Below are 17751 nucleotides of genomic sequence, written 5' to 3'. Positions count from 1 at the left end.
GTATGTAACAAAATTACAGATCTATGGTAACCGCGAACCGCTGCAGGCAGCCCACCCGCAGGTTACAGAACGGGTACGAACTTGTCTGTGGGCCCGGCCCCGAGGAGGCCACCCGGCTGCTGGGTGCGGCCAGACAGCCCCGAAGCCCCTCCACCAACCCAGAGACAAGGCCCTGATTCCCTCTGGGAAATAGGGACGTTGTGGCATGCATCTTGCGCGTTGACCCTGAACCACCCAACAGCACAGGCATCTCCTGATGCTGAAGCAGCCCACCCGCGATGCCCACCCAGTCTGCCCCCCTGCCGCCCGCTGGCTCGCTCGATCTGAGCCACCTCTACCAGCACTGCCTGTTCCGCTCGGATGCGCCAGTGGATTCGCACGACCAAGTGGCCCGAGAGCTGTCGGACCACGACCTGCGCTGGCGCCACGGGGCGGTGGACACCGCCATGTACAAGGCCGGCATGCGGCGCATGGAGATGTTCGTGCTGCGCTACGGGGCTGAAGTCGAAGTCCGGCCCCGGCCGTTCCAGGACTTTGCTTTGGTGCATCTCTCGCTGCGAGGCAGCGCCGACATCGAGGCCGACGGCGTGCGGGTGTCCATTCCACCAGGCCGCACGGCCCTGATCGCGCCACGCCGAAGCCTGCGCATGGCTTGGGAGCGCGGCTGCGAACAGTTCATTCTGAAAGTGCCCCACAGCCTGTTGCGGGAGTGCGATGGGGCCAGTCCTGACGAGCTGGACCTGCCCGCGGCCGCCCTCATGTCCGCGCCACACGAGGGCCCCTGGCGCTCACTGGTTCAGTCCCTGGTCCACACCACGGCCTTGCCCCATGGCAGTCAGGCCCATTCGGCCTGGGTGGACCATTTCGAGCGCAATGTGGCGCTGTTCCTGCGCTCGCATTCGGGACTGGGCACGGCCCCGGCCACGGACACCAGCCCCAGCGGGGCCCGGCCCGCGATCACGCTCAGCGAGTCATCGGCCTACGCCCGGCTGGACGCCATGGAGGCCTACATGCGACGGCGTTTGGCCGCCCCCATCGCGCTCATCGACCTGGCTCAAGCCGCGGGGGTGAGCATCCGCACGCTGACCATGCTGTGCCAGCGACACCGGGGCGCTTCGCCCATGGACCTGCTGCGCGCCATGCGCCTCGATGCCGTGCGTGCGCACTTGCAAAGCCATGCCAACGCCAGCGTCACAGCGTGTGCGCTCGAGTATGGATTTGGCCACCTGGGCCGCTTTTCCGCCTATTACCGTGAGCGCTTCGGCGAGCTGCCGAGCGAAACCGGCCCGCGTCGGCCCTGAGGTGAGGCCTGTGCCAGGCCTCGGGGTGCTCGCTGGCTGCCTGTCCGTTTTCGGCAACCGACCACCTCCTTGGGTGGGTGCAGCATCCGTTTCAGGCAAGGCCTTCCGGAAGCGGACAAGCTGACGCGGCGCTTTGCCTTTAGTGGATAGCGGCTGGCAAGAGCGCTTCCTAGACTGGGTTCCAGCGATTTTCTACAGGAGCCCCCATGTCCGAACAAGTCATCAGTGCCCCGCCGCCCCTGGGCCGCCCGGTGTTCTTTCCCCAGCAGGACGGCTCACGCGTGCCTTACCGCGTGTTCAGTTCGCAAGAGGTCTACGAGCGTGAACAGGAGCGCATCTACCGCGGTCCGGTCTGGAGCTTTCTGGGCCTGGAAGCCGAGATTCCGAACGTCAACGACTTCAAGAGCACCTTCGTGGGTGACACCCCGGTGGTGGTCACGCGCACGGCCACCGGCCTGGCCTGCTGGGTCAACCGCTGCGCGCACCGGGGCGCCGTGGTGTGCCGCGAAAAGCGTGGCAACGCGGCCTCGCACACCTGCGTCTACCACCAATGGAGCTACTCCTGCGAAGGCGAGCTGCAAGGCGTGCCCTTCCGCCGAGGGCAAAAAGGCCAGGCTGGCATGCCCAAGGACTTCAGCCCCGAGGGCCATGGTCTGCACAAGCTGCGCGTGGACAGCTACAAGGGCTTGATGTTCGCCACCTTCAGTGACGACACCCCGCCGCTGCCCGACTACCTGGGCGCCGAGATGCGGCCCTGGATCGATCGCCTGTTCCACAAGCCCATCGAGTACCTGGGCTGCACGCGCCAGTACTCCAAGAGCAACTGGAAGCTTTACCTCGAGAACGTCAAAGACCCCTACCACGCCAGCCTGCTGCACCTGTTCCACACCACCTTCAACATCTTTCGGGTGGGCATGAAGGCGCGCTCCATCCCGGACGCCACGCACGGCCTGCACAGCATCATCACGGCGACCAAGATCGAAGAAGCTGGCGACACGGCGGCCGCCTACAACGCGCAGAACATCCGCTCGATGAACGACGGCTTTGCGCTGGAAGACCCCGAGCTGCTGGGCCAGATCAAGGAGTTCGACGAGCTCACCACCAACCACATCCAGCCGATCTTCCCTCAGCTGGTGGTGCAACAGATCCACAACACCCTGGTGGCACGCCAGTTGCTGCCCAAAGGGCCCAACAACTTCGAGCTGGTGTTCCATTTCTTTGGCTACGCCGACGACACCCCCGAGCTGCGCGAAATGCGCCTGCTGCAGGCCAACCTGGTGGGGCCTGCCGGCTACATCTCGATGGAAGACACCGAAGCCACCGAACTGGTGCAGCGCGGCACGGTGCGCGACGCCGATGCGCTCTCCGTGCTGGACATGGCGCGTGACGCACCGGAGCAACAAGACACCTTGATCACCGAAAACCTCATCCGCCGCTTCTGGATGGGCTACCAGAAATTGATGGGGTATTGAACACATGAACACCAAACTGCAACTCTGGCTGGAACTGAGCGAACTGCAAGCCCGCTACGTCAGCGCCCTGGACAGCCTTCAACTCGAGGCCTGGACCGAGTTCTTCACCGAAGACTGCCGCTACGAAATCATCCCGAAGGAAAACGTGGACGCGGGCCTGCCCGCACCAGTGGTCTATTGCCGCAACCGCAAGATGCTGCGCGACCGCGTGCTGTCGCTGCGCCACGCCAACATCTACGAAGGCCACACCTACCGCCACATGACCTCGGGCCTGGTCATCACCGGGCAGGACGGTGAGGTGGTCACCACCACCTCGAGCTATGTCGTGGTCATCACCGGTCAGGCCGGTGAATCGAACGTCTACCAAGCCGGCACCTACCTCGACGAGCTGGTGCGCGTGGACGGCGAATGGCGCTACCGCCAAAAGCGCGTGGTGTTCGACACCCTGCGCGTGCAAACCCTGCTGGCCACACCCATCTGAGGAGCCCCACATGAGCACCGAAAACACCGCCCCAACCGCCTGGCACGACGTCGGCGAACCCGATGACTTCCCCGATGGCGCAGCCTGGCCCGTGGTGGCCGACGGCCTGCCCATCGCGGTGTTCCGCCAGGGCGAAGAGCTGTTCGCCCTGTACGACCTCTGCACCCATGGCGCGGCCAAGCTGTCCGACGGCTGGGTCGAGGATGGCTGCGTCGAATGCCCGCTGCACCAGGGCACTTTTGACCTGCGCACCGGTGCGCCCTGCAAGGCCCCGGTGACCGAAGCGGTGCGCGCCTTCCCGGTGCGCGTCGTGGCCGGCCGGGTCGAAGTGGCCGTGGCGCCCGCGACCCAGGCTTGCCACTGAACCCGTCCGCCGATCTTTGTTCTTTCTGCCTTCATTTCCACCCAAGGAGCGTTCGCATGCCCTCTCCCTTTCTTTCCCCAGTTTCAGCGTTGGGACGTCTGGCCATCCTCGTGGCCTGTGCCTGCAGTGGCGGGACGGCCGTGCACGCGGCAGAAACCATCAAAGTCGGCCTGGCGCTCGACCTGTCCGGCCCGTTTGCCACCGGCGGTGCAGAAGCCCGCGATGCGGTGAACCTGGCCACCAAGCTGCTGGGCAACCAACTGGGTGGCTACCCCGCTGAGTTCATCCAGGTGGACACCGCTGGCAGCCCCGACCAAGCCAAGCAGGCCGTGGACCGCTTGATCCAGCAAAGCAAGATCAGCTTCTTCACCGGGCCGACCCCCTCCAACGTGGCCTTGGCCGTGGGCCCGGCCTTGTTCGCGGCCAAGGTGCCCTTCATCACCAGCAACCCCGGCCCCAGCCAATATGCCGGCGCGCAGTGCAACCCCTATTTCTTTGGTCTGAGCTACCAAAACGACACCTGGGACGAAGCTGCCGGCCAGCACGCCACCGACAAAGGCTACAAGAACGCCTTCATCATTGCCCCCAACTACCCCGCCGGGCGCGACCACCTGACGGGCTTCAAGCGCCGCTACAAGGGTGAGGTCGTGGCAGAGGTCTACAGCAAGGTTGGCCAGCTGGACTACGCGGCCGAGCTCGCCGAGGTGCGTGCCAGCAAGCCGGCCGCGGTGTATTTCTTCCTGCCCGGGGCCATGGGCATCAACTTCATCAAGCAGTTTGTGGCCTCAGGCCTGTCCAAGGACACGGTCTTGGTGACCAGCCCCGCCTCGGCCGACGAAGACACCATCGCCGCCGTGGGTGAGCCGATGCTGGGCTTGTTCAGCACCTCGCAGTGGTCGCACGACCTGCCAGCGGCGGCCAACCAGAAGTTTGTGAGCGAGTTCCGCAAGGCCTACAACCGCTACCCCACCTTCTACGCCGCACAAGCGTACGACGCCATCCTGGCCATGGACGCCGCCGTGCGCGACGTCAAGGGCCAGGTGAACGACAAGCCCGCCGTGCTCAAAGCCTTGAAGGCCGCCAACTTTGAATCGGTGCGAGGCCCGTTCAAGTACGACAACAACAACTTCCCGGTGCAGGACTACTACCTGCGGGTGATCGGCAAAAACGCCCAAGGACAGATCACCAACAAGACCTTGGCCACGGCGCTCAAGGGGCACCGCGACGCTTACCACGACCTGTGCAAGATGAAGTGAGTGTCCTGAGACCAAGGCGCACAACATGACCACGATTCTTTTCATCGAGCAAATGCTCAATGGCCTGGGCTACGGCTTCATGCTGTTTCTTTTGGCGGCCGGCTTGACCCTGGTGTTCGGCATCATGGACGTCATGAACCTGGCCCATGGCTCGCTGTTCATGGCTGGCGCCTACGTCGCAGCCCAGGTGCACACCCGCACAGGCTCCTTCCTCATCGCCGTGCTCAGCGCACTGGCCGTGGTGCTGCTGCTGGCCCTGGTGCTGGAGGTCTTTTTGGTGCGTCGCCTGTACGGACGTGACCACCTGGCCCAGGTGCTGGCCACTTTCGGCATCATTTTGGTGGCCGACGACCTGGTCAAGCTGATCTGGGGGGCGGCCCCCATCATGGCGTCCGCGCCGGCCCTGCTGTCAGGGCCCGTCGAGCTGCTGCCCGGGCTGATGTACCCCAGCTACCGACTGCTCATCCTGGGCGCTGGGGTGCTGGTGGCCCTGGGCCTGTACCTGCTGGTCAACCACACCCGGGTGGGCATGCTGGTGCGCGCAGGCGCCTCCAACCGGCGCATGGCGGAGTTCATGGGGGTCCGGGTCGGCCAGGTGTTCTCGATGGTGTTTCTGCTGGGCGCGGCCCTGGCCGCCCTGGCTGGAGCGCTCATGGGGCCCCTGACCGCGGTGCAGATCGGCATGGGCGAAGAGATCCTCATCCCCTCATTGGTCGTGCTGGTGATTGGCGGCATCGGGTCGGTGCGCGGTGCCTTTGTCGCCGCCCTGGTGGTCGGCATGGTCGACACCCTGGGCCGCGCATTTTTGCCCCTGCTGTTGCGCAGTTTCATGTCGCCCGCGCTGGTCTCCGACCTGGCGCCGGCCATGGCCGGCCTGGCGACCTATGCCCTGATGGCTGGCGTCCTGGCGTTCAAGCCAGCCGGCTTGTTCCCTGCCCGAGGCTGAAAAGGAAATGTCCATGAAATCAGAACGTTGGCTCGCCTGCCTGCTCTGTGCCTTGCTGGCACTGTTTCCCCTCTTGGCCCCGGCACTGGGCTTGGACTTCTATGTCAGCTTCGTGCGCCGCGCCATGATCGTGGCGCTGGCGGCCGCCAGCCTGAACTTCATCCTCGGCTTTGGCGGCATGGCGGCGCTGGGCCACGCAGGCTTTGTGGGCGTGGGGGCCTACGCGCTGGTCGCCTTGTACGACGCGGGCTTTGAATCGGCCTGGCTGCTCTGGCCCGCCGCCATGCTGGTGGCCGGGGCGGTGGCCGCCTTGATCGGCCTGATTGCCCTGCGCACGCGGGGGGTGTACCTGATCATGAGCACGCTGGCCTTCGCGCAGATGCTTTACTACGTGGCCGTGTCACTGCGGGCCTATGGCGGAGACGATGGCTACAACCTGGCCGCCCGCCCCCAATTGGGCCTGGGCCTGGACAGCACCGATGAAGCCACGTTCTATTGGGTCGTGCTCGCCTTGCTGGCTCTGGTGATGCTCGGGCTGAACCGCGCCACCCACTCACGCTTTGGCCACGCCTTGATGGGCTTGCGTGACAACGAAACCCGCATGCGGGCCATGGGCTACCCGGTGTTCAAGCTGATGCTGGCAGCGTTTGCGTTGTCGGGCGCGATCGCCGGCCTGTCCGGGGCGCTGCTGGTGTCGCACAACGCGTTTGTCAGCCCCTCGGTGATGCATTGGACCCAGTCCGCCACGCTCATCGTCATGGTGGTGATTGGTGGTGTCGGCCTGCGCTGGGGGGGGCCGGTCGGGGCCATGGTGTGGATCGGGCTGGAGGAAGGCGCCAAGCAGCTGACCGAGTTCTGGCACCTGCCCCTGGGCCTGCTGCTGATCCTGATCGTTTTCGTGGCGCCTCGAGGCCTGGCCAGTGTGGTCGCGCATTGGCGTGCCCCTACCCCCTCGAAAGCGGCCCAAGCCAGCCCCGGAGAAATCGCATGAGCCTGTTTGTTGTCAACGGATTGGTGAAACGCTTCGGCGCGCTGGTCGCCACCGACCACGTAGCGCTGGAAGTGCACCCGAACGAAATTCACGCCCTGATCGGGCCCAACGGGGCCGGCAAATCCACCCTGGTGAACCTGATCTCAGGCCTGCTGCTGCCCGACGAAGGCCAGATCGAACTCGACGGCGCCAAGCTCACGACCCTGCCCATGGAGGCACGCATCCGGGCTGGCCTGTCCCGCTGCTTCCAGATCACCAGCATCTTCCCCAAGGCCACGGTGCTCGACAACCTGCTGCTGGCCGTGCAAGCGCAATCCGGGAGCAGTTTTCGCTTCTGGGCCGATCGAGGTCGCGACCCTGGCCTGGTCGAGGCAGCCCAGGCGCTGGCCGCGCGCGTGGGCTTGACGTACGCCTTGCAACGCTGCGCTGGCACCCTGCCCCACGGCGCACAAAGGCAACTGGACGTGGCCCTGGCGCTGGCGGCGCAGCCCAAGCTGCTGTTGCTCGATGAACCCATGGCCGGCATGGGCCCCGAGGACAGCGAGCGCATGACCGAGCTGATCCATTCACTGCGCCAGGACATGGCCATCTTGCTGATCGAACACGACATGAAAGCGGTGTTCGCCTTGGCGGATCGCATCACCGTGCTGGTGTACGGCAAGGTCCTGCTCTCTGGCGATGTCGAGACCATCCGCAACCACGCCCAGGTGCAAGCCGTCTACCTGGGCACGGAAACCACGGAGACCGCCGCATGACTGCCCCCATCCCCCTTCTCCAAGCGCGTGGCCTGGAGGCTGGCTACGGTGCCAGCGAGGTGCTGCTGGGCATCGACCTGAGCATCGAGGCTGGGCAGGTGGTCACGCTGCTGGGCCGCAATGGCATGGGCAAGAGCACCACCCTCAAGACCCTCATCGGCGACCTGACGCCCCGCCAGGGGAGCATCCACTTCGGCGGCACCCCCATCCACGGGCTGCGCCCCGATGCCATCGCCCGCCTGGGCATGGCCGTGGTCCCCGAGGGACGCCAGTGCTTCCCCAATCTGACAGTCCATGAGCACCTGGTGGCATTTGCCGACCAGCGCAACGGCCAACGCGACAGTTGGACGGCAAGCCGCATCTACCAGCTGTTTCCGCGCCTCAAAGAACGTGCGCAGAACCTGGGCAACCAGCTCTCAGGCGGCGAGCAACAGATGTTGGCCATTGGCCGCGCCCTGTCCACCAACCCTCGGCTGCTGATCCTGGACGAAGCGACAGAGGGCCTGGCGCCCGTGATCCGTGAGGAAATCTGGCAATGCCTGGCCCAGTTGCGCGCAGCTGGCCAAACCATTCTGGTGGTCGACAAGTACGTCGACCGTCTGCTGCGGCTGGCGGACAGGCACTTCATCCTCGAACGCGGTCGGGTCGTTTGGCAGGGCAGCTCGGCCGCACTGGATGGTGACCGCAGCCTGTGGAAGACCTACCTCGGCGTGTGAAGCCCGTCCCAGGCACGCCGCCCGATGCGGCCCCAAAAACAACGTCTCCAACGACAAAGCCCCGCATCGGCGGGGCTTGAGGTCGTCGTCATCAGGGCCTGGCCCTGAGGCGATTTACTTCTTGGCAGCGGTCTTGGCGGCCTTGACAGCGGCGTCGGTGGCGGTGGCCACGTTGGCTTCAGCTTGGGCCAGCGCTTGCTTGGCCGAAGCTTGAGCCGATTCCAGCACTTGCTGGCCGGTGCTCACAGCGCTCTTGAAAGCGGCCACAAAGGCTTCGCTGCCAGCCGGGGCGTTCTTCAGCAGGCCGTCGAAGGCGCTGGAGACGGTCTTTTGGGCTTCGGCCAGCTTGGCTTCGGTGGACTTGCTCAGTTCAGCACCGGTTTCGCTGCTGATTTGGTAGACAGTGCGGCTGTAGGCAGCCAGCTTTTCAGCTGCGGGCTGGACCAGGGCGGCTTGCACAGCCAGCAGGTCTTGCGGGGTCTTGGCCGCGGTGACGGCTTGCAGGGACTCCAGCGAGTCGCTCAGGGCGTTCTTGGCGGTGGCCAGGTTGAACTCAGCCAGCTTTTCGAAACCAGCGAAGGCGGTAACGGCCAGCGCGCTGAAGTCAGCCACAGCAGCCTTGTTGGCGGCAACGAATTGGTCGGCGTTGAATTGGGTCATGAAAAGCTCCTGAGTTAAAAAAGGGGCCGTTGCGCCAACCCTCTTGCCGAGAGATGTTGCAGTGCAGCATAGAGCCTATCTTAGGGCCACCCAAAAGCTTTGCAAGTGTTTTTTGTTGCGCTGCAACAAATATTTTTTGAGGCAGGTCATCTGGAGGTCATGAACCGGCCCCAATCAGGGGTTCAGGCCGGGCTCCGGTGACAGGACCACAGGCCCAGCGGATCTTTACCAAGCCGAGACGGGGACTTGACATCAGAAAATATATGAGATTAATTCTCATTTAAAATTTATAACACTCTCCACCTCTGCGCCCTTGAGGGCCCCAGCACTGAAGGCGCTCGCCCGCTTTTCATGGCCTGTTGCCCCCGCTGCGAACTGCCCACACCATGAACACCGCCATCCGATCGGCCACCACCACGGGCTTGCCCCACTCGCCCGCCTCGGCCCCAGTCACGGCGTCCGCCCCTCAGACCCCAGTGCGGACCTCGGCCACTTCAACACGTTCTCGCTATGCCAGCTTTGTGCAGTGGACGCGCAAAACGCACGGGTGGATCGGTCTCTGGGGCGCGGTGCTGGGCTTGGTGTTCGGGCTCAGTGGCATTTGGCTGAACCACCGCGCGGTGCTCAAGCTGCCGCCGGTGGCCCAGGTGCGCGAACAATCCCAGCTCACCCTGCCTGAGCCTGCTCCGACCACCCAGGACGAGATGGCGCAATGGCTCCAAACCGCGCTGGGGCTCGACAAGGGACCGAACACGGTGCGGGTGGACCCCAGTCGTCCCGTGCCCTGGACCGACAAAAGCGCCCCTGGCTCTGCCCCGGTGCTGCGTCAACCCGAGCGTTGGCAGTTCAACTTCGGCGGCCCCCATGCCCTGGTGCAGGTCGAATACTGGCAAGGCAACCGATCGGTCGGCGTGACCACGACCCACAACGGTGTGCTGGCCACGCTGAACAACCTGCACAAGGGCACAGGGATGAGCGTGCCCTGGATCCTTCTGGTGGATGCCCTGGCCGGCAGCATGATCTTTCTGTCGCTGTCTGGCCTGGTCTTGTGGGTCCAGATGAATCGGCGCCGAGCGCTGGGCGTCGGCATCTTCAGCGCCTCGCTGGGCCTGACCCTGGCCTGCGTGCTGCCGCGCTTGTGAGCTAGGCGGCTTTGACAAAGCGCCCCAGCCAAGCCCTCAGGCGCTCATCCAGCTGCGCAGCTTGCCTGGGTTGAGCAAGCCCTGGGGGTCAAAACGCCGCTTCATGGCCAATACGCCCGGCGCCAGTTGCCCAGCTTGTTTGCCGTCCTCCACCACGTAGACGTGGGGGTTGTTGATGAAGACGCCTTGGTCGCGGTAGGTCTGCATGATCTCGTTGAGCCGCGCCTCGCTGCTGTAGCGGATGATCTGCAAACCGCTGCAGGTGAAAGCCCCCTCTTTGGTGCGCAGGAACTCCAGGTGCATCAACACCTCGCCGGCCAGCGCCTGTTCGAGCGCCAGCACCTGAGCCTGGTAGCGCTGAGGGTCAAAACCGCTTTGGATGTAGGTCAGGCCCTTGTCCACCTTGAGCGCATGCAGCGTGGTGTGGTTCCAGGTGTATTCCAGCAGGGTGCGGTGACTGGCGGCCACTTCGTCGGCACTTTTTCGGTAGCACAGGCGGCCGCCATGGCGTGCCACCATCTCCTGCAAGGTGGACTCGGCTTCGGGGGCCAGCACCAACAGCAACACATGGGCGCCTGGCGTCAGGTGCTCGGCCAAGGCGGTGAAGTAGTCCGCGATCGGCGCGCCCAAAAAGCACACCTCCTTTTTCAGCAGACCGGGGGCGGCACCGAACTCACTGGCCAGCTGCAGAGCGGCCTCGAAGTCATCCAACTCGACCAGGCACTCCAGCCAGGGTGTGGCAGGGGCCAAGGCCACTTCCAACTCCAGCACGATGCCATTGGCGCCATAGGTGTGGTGCAGCAACATGGCCTCGGCGCCGCGCAGCTCCAGCACCTGGGGCTCCGGCTCGACGGACATCACCTTCACGCCCAGCACATTGCCAGGCGCCGCCAGTGGGCCGTAGGTGATGGAGCCCGCGCCGCCAAAGCCGCCGCCAAACAGCCCCCCCAGGGTGGCGCTGCGGAAGGTGGACGGCAGCCAGCGCAACTCCTGCCCCTGGGGGCGACAACGCTCGTCAAAGTCAGCCAAGCGGATCCCGGCCTGGGCCCGGCCGACCTGGCCCCGGCACCAGAGAAAGCTGTTGTACGCACTCAAATCAAGGACCACGCCGCCTTCCAGTGGCGTGCACTGGCCGTAGTTGCCGGTCCCACTGCCGCGCACGGTGATGGGCACGCCCTCCCGGGCGCACAGGCCCACCACCTGGCGAATCTCCTCCTCGGTGCGCGGGCGCGCCACCACCTCGCCCACCTTGCCCTGCAAATCGCGCTTGAGCACCGGGCTGAACCAGGCAAAGTCCTGCGACAGGCGGGCCACGCGGGAGGGGTCGGTGATCCAGTCGATCATCGGCAGGTGTTGGGGCAGCTCGGTGGCGGCCACGGTGCAAGCGGTCATGGTCTCTCTCCAGCCATCAAAAAGGGGCAACTCATAAGGATCCGAAGGGGGCTCAGCCGCCCTCACGCGAGGTCTCGCTGGCGTGCCAACCGCCCAGGGCCCAGCGGCTGAGCCAGGACATCAGGGCGAACAAGGCCACACCTGTGAACGAAATCAGCAGCAGCGCCGCAAACATGCGCGGGATGTTGAGCTGAAAGCCGGCCTGCAGAATTTGGTAGGCCAGACCCGCCCCTGCGCCGCCCGTGCCCGCCACGAACTCGGCCACCACCGCGCCAATCAAGGCCAGGCCGCTGGAGATGCGCAGGCCACCGAAAAAGTAAGGCAAGGCGCTGGGGATGCGCAGGCGCACCAGCGACTGCCAGCGCGTCGCGCGGTTCAGCTGGAAGTAGGCTTGCAGGTCGGGCTCCACGCTGCGCAGGCCCAGGGTGGTGTTGCTGATGATCGGAAACAAGGCCACCAGGGCCGCGCAGATCACCATGGACAGCGTGGCGTCGCGCACCCAGATGATGATCAAGGGCGCCACCGCCACAATCGGCGTGACCTGCAACAGCACCGCGTAAGGGAACAGCGCCGTCTCGATGCGCTGGCTCTGCACAAACACAAAGGAGATCAACACCCCCACCACCGTGGCCAGCACAAAGGCCAGCAAGGTGACCTTGACCGTGACCCACAGGGCCAGGCCCAGGGTGGGAGCGTCGTTGACCAGGGTCTTGAACATCAGCACCGGGCTGGGCACCAGGTAAGGGGGCAACTCCAGCCCCGTCACCAAGCCCTGCCAGAGAGCGAGCAAAAACACCCCCACCAAGACGGGGTAAACCACGCGCTGCACCTGGGGCCGGTGCAACCACGCGGGAGCGGCTGGGCGGCTCATGGGTGGTCCTCCTCGTGACTGGCGCGCAGCAGGCTGTCTTGCAACTGGCGCGCGTGGACGGCGAACTGCGGGCTCACCAAAAAGTCGGCGGTGCGGGGGTGGGGTTCGTCGATCTGGAACTGCTCCACCACCCGGCCCGGGCGGGCCGCCATCATCACCACCCGGCTGGACAGGAACACCGCCTCGTGGATGGAGTGGGTGACGAAGATCACCGTGAGCTTTTTCTTGCGCCACAACTCCAGCAGCTCAGCGTCCAGCTTGTGGCGCGTGATTTCGTCGAGGGCGCCAAAGGGCTCGTCCATCAGCAGCAGGTCGGGCTCGGTGACCAGGCCGCGGGCGATCGACACCCGCATCTGCATGCCGCCCGACAGCGCGCGCGGCAGGGCCTGGTCAAACTTGGCCAAGCCCACCAGGGCCAACACCTCGCTGACCCGGGCCTCGGCCTCGGCGCGCGGCACACCCGCCAGGTCCAGGGGCAGGCGCACATTGCTGCGCACCGTGGCCCAGGGCATGAGCGTGGGCGACTGGAACACGAAGGCCATCTTGCGCCCGGTCTGGGCCAGTTCAGCCACGGGCTTGCGCCACAGCAACAGGCGGCCGTCGCTGGGCTCGAGCAGGCCGGCAATCATCTTCAGCAATGTGCTCTTGCCGCAGCCCGAGGGACCGAGCAAGGTGACGAACTCGCCCTCGCGCAGGCTCAGGTCCACGGGCAGCAGGGCCCGCGTGCCATTGGGATAGGTCTTCTCGGCCGACAGGATGTCGACCGCAGGCACCTCATCACCCGCCGAAGGCGAGCGGGTGGCGGCGGCAGCGGGCTGCAAGGTGTCAGGACTCATGCCAGGGCTTTCAGGGACAAGGAGGTCATGGAGCAGCGCCCTGCCCTCGCCCACCGGGGCGCAGGGCGCGGCGCAGGCCAGGCGTCAGGGCAGGACCTTGAGGTCTTTCACGAACTCAGTGCTGTAGGCCTCGGTGGGCTTGACCTTGGCCGGGTCGATCAGCTTGGTGCTGACCAGGAAGTCGTAACTGGCCTTGATGCGCGCGTCGGTCATGACACCGATGCCCTGGCTGGCCGCGTCGCCGCCGCCGATCATGCCGGTCTCCTTGAGCTTGGCCACGCTGTAGGCCAGTTGCTCGTCGCTCATCTGCGGGTTGTCCTTCTTGATCAAGGCATTGCCCGGGGCGGGGTCGGCCAGGTAGCTCTTCCAGCCCTCGGCCGAGGCTTTGACGAAGGCGGCCACGGCCTTCTTGCGGTCCTTGACCGTCTTGTCCATGCAGGACACGGTGGTGGCGTAGGCCGGGAAGCCGTGGTCGCTGAACATCAAGGTCGTCGCTTTGACGCCCGCCTTCTGGATGGCAAAGGGTTCCGAGGTCAGGTAGCCCTGCTGGGCCGAGTTCTTGTCGGCCACAAAGGGCTGGATGTTGAAGGTGTAGGGCCGGGTCTGGGCGTCGGTGAAGCCGTACTTGGCCTTGAGCCAGGGCCAAAAGCCCTTTTGCGCCGAACCCGCAATCAGGATGGTCTTGCCCTTGAGGTCTTCAAACTTCTTCACGTCCTCGTGGCCGATCAGCACCTGGGGGTCTTTCTGGAACATGGCCGCCACCGTGGTCACGGGCACGCCGCCTTCGCGAATCTGCACCATTTGCAAATCGCTGGAGCCCATCACGCAGTCGGCCTGGCCGGCGGCCATGATCTGCACCACATTGACCTGCGGGCCGCCCATCTTGAGGCTGACGTCCAGACCCGCCTTCTTGTACAAGCCCGTGGCCAGGGCTTGGTAGAAGCCACCGTGCTCGGCCTGGGCGTACCAGTTGGTCATGTAGACAAAAGGCTCGTCGGCGCGGGCCGTCGTGCTGCCCGCCAGGGCCGCCAGGGCGCAAGCGGCCAGGGCCACGGGCCGCCAGGCGGCCGTCAGGCGAGTCAGGGCGCGGGGGGAAACAGCAGAGTGGGTCATGGCAGAACTCCGGGGGTGGGTGGATGGATTCGTCTCAAGGCAAAGGGCGTGCCAAAGTCAGCTTCGTTTTCGGCAGTCGGTCCGCAGGACTCAGGCCAGGCTCAGCCCGGGGCCCTGCCTTCGACATGGCCGCTGAATTGGCCCCGGCCCCAGGTGGCTTCGGCACGCGGAGCCCAGTGCAGCTCGTGCAGCTCGGTGATGGCCTGGGCCCAGCTCTGGGCCAGCGATTCGAGGATGGCCTGGCCCTGCTCGGCCGTGGCCGGCAAGGGGTCGCCGATGATGCCGCTGGGTCCGAAGTCGCGCGCACTCCAGGCGCAGGCGGGGCGCCCATCGGGCGACAACAGGCGGGAGGGGAACTCGGGCGGGTAGTTGGTCACGGCGTGCGCCATGTGCACCGTGTCGGGCGCCAAGGCCAGCATCAGCGCCGTCTCGGCGTGGCCGGCGTGCATGGCGAGCTTTTTCTCGCGCTCGGACAGGTACTGCCCCGCCACATGGGGCACGCGCCAGGTGAAGCTGGGCACGACGATGAAGTCGCCGTGACGCAAGCGAAGCTCGCGCGCCGCCATCTCCATGACCTGGGGCTGGCCGCCATGGCCGTTGACGATCAGCAGCTTGCGAAAGCCCGCGCGGTAGACCGACTCGCCGATCTCGTTCATGGTGGCGAGCAGGGTCTCGCCGCTGAGCGTCATGGTGCCTGGAAAGTTCAGGTGTTCCTCGCTCTTGCCGTAGGTGATGGGCGCCATCGCATACGCCGGCACCGAGGCGGGCAAGGCCGCCAGGGCGTGGCCAACCACACCGGCGGCGATCACCGTGTCCACCGCACACGGCAGGTGCGGGCCGTGTTGCTCGGTCGCCCCCGTCGGCAGCACGATGACGGTGTTGGCGCGGTCGGGCAGTTCGACGATCTCGCGCCAGCTCAGGTAAGGCAAAAAGCGTTGGGGCGGGTTGTAGCCGTGCAGCATAGGTTGGGCTTTCGCGGGGTGGATCGGAGGGCCAAGGTCGCTGTTCAGCGCAGCGGCAGGTAGGCCGTGGCTTCGACCTCGATCAGGATGTCGGCGCTGGGCAGCATGGCGCTGACCTCGACCACCGTGGACGCCGGCGGCTCGCCCGGGAAGAACAGCTTGCGCACCCGGCTGTAGTGCGGGAAGTGGTCCAGGTTCTTGAAGTACTGCACCAGCTTGAAGACGTCGCTCATCTGGCCGCCGGCGGCCTCAATGGTCAGTCGCACACGGTCCAGCACATACCAGCTCTGGGCCAAGATGGGACCGTCCTTGAAATCACTGGAGAACTCACCCGTGCGCCCAATCAGGTCCGCCGCAGCGTCGGGGATGTCGCCATAGCCTTGCACGATGCGCTGGGCGGCGGGGTCAACCGCGATCACGCCTGACAGGAACACCAAATCCCCGGCGCGGCGCCAGGCCGCGTAGCGCGCCAGGGGCTGGGCGATGGTGGGGAGCGAAGCGGCCGGGGAATTCATGCGGACTCCGATGCAAATGAAGGCTGGGGGATTGGGGCCAGCGGCTGCCCCTGGCGCAGCACCACGCGAGGCTGGGTGCGCGACGGGAAGCCCCAGGCATTGGCCTGCGGGAAGATCAGCACATCCGCCGGGCTGCCCGCGCTGAATGGGGCGGGCGGCGCGCTGCCGGGTCGGGCCAGCGCGTCGCGCCGGCACAGGCTGTCGCTCCACTGATCAAAAGCCTGGCCCAACTGGCCCATGGCCACGCCCACGCCAAAGGCCTCCAGCGGGTCAAAGCTGCCACTGGGGCAAAACGGGTCTTGCACGTTGTCGCTGGCCAGCAGCACCGGGATGCCACGGTCCCGCGCCTCCTTGACCAGGGTGAGCCCGCGCGAGCGCGGGGTGCGCCCGGTGACCGCGTCCTGCAGCAGCAAATTGGTGATGGGCAGGCTGACCAAGGTCAGGCCGGCCTCGGCCACCGCGTCCAGGGTGGCCAGGGCCTCGGCCTCAGGCTGGGCCGCCAACGCACAGGTGTGGCCGCAAACCACACGGGTGCGCAGGCCCAGCGCCTTGACCAGGCGCGCCACATGCCACAGGCCCTGGGCGCGCGGGTTGAGCTCTTCGTCCACATGCAGGTCCACGTCCAGGTCGTGGTGGCGCGCGGCCTCCAGCAGGTGGCGCAAGGCCTGCGGGTCCCAGTTGCTGCTGTGCACGAAGCCGCCCAGGCAAGCACCCGGGCCACTGGCCGCCACTTGGGCCGCCAGCGCCATCGCAGTGTCACGCTGGGCGTAAAGGTGCAAAGGGATCAGGCTGACGCGCTCCAGCTGCAGGCGGCCCTGCCACTCCTGGGCCAGTTCGCGCAACACCGGCCAGGCCACGGGCGTGGTCTGGGGTTCCCACCAGTCGCAATGGCTGCGCAGCTGCACCACGCCGGCCTCGTGGGCCCAGCGCAGGCCTTGGCTGGCGCGTTCGCGCACGTCCTCCGAGGTCCAATGGCGGCGGTCCTGCATCATGGCGTCGATGGCGCCCAGCAAGCCGGGCTGCACCTCGCCCATGCGCGGCAGGGTGAAGGCCTTGTCCAGGTGGGTGTGGGCGTCGACCAGGCCGGGCAGCACCGGGGCGCCCGCCAGGTCCCACACCGGGCCCGCCAGCGGGGCCAAGCCCGCGGGGCTGACGCGGTGGACGCGGCCCTGGGCCAGCTGCACATCGGCCAGCGCGGGCACCAGGCCCTCACGCGGCCAGTCGGCCGGCAGGGCCCAGGCGGGCAAACGGGCGCGGGCCAGGCCCTCGGGGATAGGACTCCAAGGGGGGGCGAGCGCGCTCATGCCAGCCGCCCCATGGCCAAGCCAACCCGGGACTTGAAGGCGTCCAGGCTTTGCGGGGTGGCCACGTTCATGTGGTAGTGCGCGTGGTAGCTGACGCGGGCACTGCCGCCGGTCAACAGGCGCAGGTAGCGTGTGATGACCTTGCGCGGCGGGTCGCCCATGAACCAGGCGGTCCAGCGCGGGCGGCCATAGGTGACCACGGCCGAGATGCGCTTGATGTGGGTCAGCGAGGGTTTGACGTTTTGCGGATCGCTGATGTCAAAGGCCACGCCGGGCATCAGCACCCGGTCAAAAAAGCCCTTCAACATGGCGGGCAGGCCAAAACACCAGGTGGGGAAGCAGAACACCAGGCCCTCGGCCCACAACAGGCGGTCCACATAGCCTTGCACGGGCAGGCGGTTGCCGGGCACCTCGTGGTAGCCCAGGCGCTCTTCACGGGACAAGACCGGGTTGAAGCCTTCAGCGTACAGGTCGCAGTCGTCCACCTCGTGGCCAGCCTGACGCAGGCTTTGCAGCACCTGCTGGTGCAAAGCCGCGTTGTAGCTGGTTTCCACAGGGTGGCAGTAAATCACCAAGATCCGCATCACTCGGGCCCTTTCGCTGGGTCGGAAGGGTCAAGCGCAGCACTGCGCCGCTTTCTTGACCAATTGATTTGATCGATCGGTCAAACTGCT

General features: G+C 66.0%; 19 protein-coding genes. 10 read left to right on the top strand and 9 right to left on the bottom strand.

Annotation, left to right across the window (positions count from 1 at the left end; translation table 11 throughout):
* The first annotated feature begins 278 nt into the window (after positions 1-278).
* The 9 genes from PSQ39_RS08495 to PSQ39_RS08455 all read left to right on the top strand — a co-directional run bounded on the left by PSQ39_RS08495 (position 279) and on the right by PSQ39_RS08455 (position 8282).
* Positions 279-1301, top strand: coding sequence for an AraC family transcriptional regulator (locus PSQ39_RS08495; RefSeq protein WP_273926304.1), 1023 nt, complete (start codon positions 279-281; stop codon positions 1299-1301).
* 206 nt (positions 1302-1507) lie between these two features.
* Positions 1508-2773: an anthranilate 1,2-dioxygenase large subunit AndAc gene (gene andAc / locus PSQ39_RS08490; RefSeq protein WP_273926303.1), complete on the top strand. Its 1266-nt coding sequence runs from the start codon at positions 1508-1510 to the stop codon at positions 2771-2773.
* A gap of 4 nt (positions 2774-2777) precedes the next feature.
* The gene (gene andAd / locus PSQ39_RS08485) at positions 2778-3254 is read left to right on the top strand and encodes an anthranilate 1,2-dioxygenase small subunit AndAd (protein WP_273926302.1); all 477 of its coding nucleotides are present in this window, start codon (positions 2778-2780) and stop codon (positions 3252-3254) included.
* A 10-nt stretch (positions 3255-3264) separates the two neighbouring features.
* Complete coding sequence (gene andAb, locus PSQ39_RS08480) at positions 3265-3618, top strand: anthranilate 1,2-dioxygenase ferredoxin subunit AndAb (RefSeq protein WP_273926301.1); 354 nt, start codon at positions 3265-3267, stop codon at positions 3616-3618.
* A gap of 56 nt (positions 3619-3674) precedes the next feature.
* Entirely contained in the window at positions 3675-4874 is a 1200-nt protein-coding gene (locus PSQ39_RS08475; protein WP_273926300.1) for an ABC transporter substrate-binding protein, read from the top strand.
* 25 nt (positions 4875-4899) lie between these two features.
* A complete protein-coding gene (locus tag PSQ39_RS08470) occupies positions 4900-5820 on the top strand; it encodes a branched-chain amino acid ABC transporter permease (protein ID WP_273926299.1) in 921 nt (306 codons plus the stop codon).
* A 13-nt stretch (positions 5821-5833) separates the two neighbouring features.
* Positions 5834-6811 (top strand): branched-chain amino acid ABC transporter permease, encoded by a 978-nt coding sequence (locus PSQ39_RS08465; protein ID WP_273926298.1) that lies wholly within the window; start codon positions 5834-5836, stop codon positions 6809-6811.
* Positions 6808-7566, top strand: coding sequence for an ABC transporter ATP-binding protein (locus PSQ39_RS08460; RefSeq protein ID WP_273926297.1), 759 nt, complete (start codon positions 6808-6810; stop codon positions 7564-7566). Before PSQ39_RS08465 ends, PSQ39_RS08460 begins: the two co-directional genes overlap by 4 nt.
* Positions 7563-8282: an ABC transporter ATP-binding protein gene (locus PSQ39_RS08455; protein ID WP_273926296.1), complete on the top strand. Its 720-nt coding sequence runs from the start codon at positions 7563-7565 to the stop codon at positions 8280-8282. The genes PSQ39_RS08460 and PSQ39_RS08455 overlap by 4 nt, the downstream gene beginning before the upstream one ends.
* A 114-nt stretch (positions 8283-8396) precedes the next feature.
* Here PSQ39_RS08455 and PSQ39_RS08450 read toward each other — a convergent pair whose 3' ends face one another.
* The gene (locus PSQ39_RS08450; protein WP_273926295.1) at positions 8397-8942 is read right to left on the bottom strand and encodes a phasin family protein; all 546 of its coding nucleotides are present in this window, start codon (positions 8940-8942) and stop codon (positions 8397-8399) included.
* A 386-nt stretch (positions 8943-9328) separates the two neighbouring features.
* Between PSQ39_RS08450 and PSQ39_RS08445 the strand changes: the two genes are divergently transcribed.
* Positions 9329-10084, top strand: coding sequence for a PepSY-associated TM helix domain-containing protein (locus tag PSQ39_RS08445; protein ID WP_273926294.1), 756 nt, complete (start codon positions 9329-9331; stop codon positions 10082-10084).
* Positions 10085-10120: 36 nt separating this feature from the next.
* Here PSQ39_RS08445 and PSQ39_RS08440 read toward each other — a convergent pair whose 3' ends face one another.
* From PSQ39_RS08440 to PSQ39_RS08405, 8 genes are all read right to left on the bottom strand, one after another.
* The gene (locus PSQ39_RS08440) at positions 10121-11476 is read right to left on the bottom strand and encodes an FAD-binding oxidoreductase (RefSeq protein ID WP_273926293.1); all 1356 of its coding nucleotides are present in this window, start codon (positions 11474-11476) and stop codon (positions 10121-10123) included.
* A gap of 52 nt (positions 11477-11528) precedes the next feature.
* A complete protein-coding gene (locus tag PSQ39_RS08435; RefSeq protein WP_273926292.1) occupies positions 11529-12347 on the bottom strand; it encodes an ABC transporter permease in 819 nt (272 codons plus the stop codon).
* Positions 12344-13183, bottom strand: a complete 840-nt coding sequence (locus PSQ39_RS08430) for an ABC transporter ATP-binding protein (protein ID WP_273926291.1) — start codon at positions 13181-13183, stop codon at positions 12344-12346. The genes PSQ39_RS08435 and PSQ39_RS08430 overlap by 4 nt, the downstream gene beginning before the upstream one ends.
* An 84-nt stretch (positions 13184-13267) precedes the next feature.
* Positions 13268-14296 carry an ABC transporter substrate-binding protein gene (locus PSQ39_RS08425; protein ID WP_273926290.1) on the bottom strand — a complete coding sequence of 343 codons (1029 nt, stop codon included), beginning with the start codon at positions 14294-14296 and terminating at the stop codon, positions 13268-13270.
* Between the two features lie 101 nt (positions 14297-14397).
* Positions 14398-15258, bottom strand: a complete 861-nt coding sequence (locus tag PSQ39_RS08420; RefSeq protein WP_273926289.1) for a creatininase family protein — start codon at positions 15256-15258, stop codon at positions 14398-14400.
* 44 nt (positions 15259-15302) lie between these two features.
* Complete coding sequence (locus PSQ39_RS08415) at positions 15303-15773, bottom strand: RidA family protein (RefSeq protein ID WP_273926288.1); 471 nt, start codon at positions 15771-15773, stop codon at positions 15303-15305.
* Positions 15770-17077, bottom strand: a complete 1308-nt coding sequence (locus PSQ39_RS08410) for an amidohydrolase family protein (protein ID WP_273926287.1) — start codon at positions 17075-17077, stop codon at positions 15770-15772. The genes PSQ39_RS08415 and PSQ39_RS08410 overlap by 4 nt, the downstream gene beginning before the upstream one ends.
* The gene (locus PSQ39_RS08405; RefSeq protein ID WP_273926286.1) at positions 17074-17661 is read right to left on the bottom strand and encodes an NAD(P)H-dependent oxidoreductase; all 588 of its coding nucleotides are present in this window, start codon (positions 17659-17661) and stop codon (positions 17074-17076) included. Before PSQ39_RS08405 ends, PSQ39_RS08410 begins: the two co-directional genes overlap by 4 nt.
* Positions 17662-17751: the final 90 nt, after the last annotated feature.

This window comes from Curvibacter microcysteis (assembly GCF_028649455.1).
In the GTDB taxonomy this organism is placed as follows: domain Bacteria; phylum Pseudomonadota; class Gammaproteobacteria; order Burkholderiales; family Burkholderiaceae_C; genus Curvibacter; species Curvibacter microcysteis.
The sequence above is the reverse complement of the archived record's forward strand: the minus strand, read 5'-3'. Positions and strand labels throughout refer to the sequence as shown.